This is a genomic window from Streptomyces viridosporus (assembly GCF_002078235.1).
GTDB lineage: Bacteria > Actinomycetota > Actinomycetes > Streptomycetales > Streptomycetaceae > Streptomyces > Streptomyces viridosporus.
In genome coordinates, this window is the sequence record NZ_MSGP01000637.1 from 1 (window position 1) to 249 (window position 249).

General features: G+C 79.9%; 1 pseudogene. It reads right to left on the minus strand.

The features are described from left to right. Positions 1-127: 127 nt before the first annotated feature. Positions 128-249: pseudogene (locus B7L92_RS43075) on the minus strand (LLM class F420-dependent oxidoreductase); the annotation flags it as partial.

Below are 249 nucleotides of genomic sequence, written 5' to 3' on the forward strand. Positions count from 1 at the left end.
GGGGGGACCACGGTGCGTCGCCGGCCGCGGGTCCGTCGCGGCCGGTCGCGCCCGCGCGGCGGGGCCGCGCGGGGATACGGCCCCGCGCCACGGGGATACGGCCCCGCGCCCCCGCGCCCCTTCGTCCTCAGGCCAGCAGCGAGGCCAGGGTGCGCCAGGCCTGCCTCGGCAGGGAGTCGCGGGGTTCGTCGTCGACGATCTGGAGCGCCACGTGGTCCGCGCCCGCCGAGAGGAAGGTGTCGACGCGGT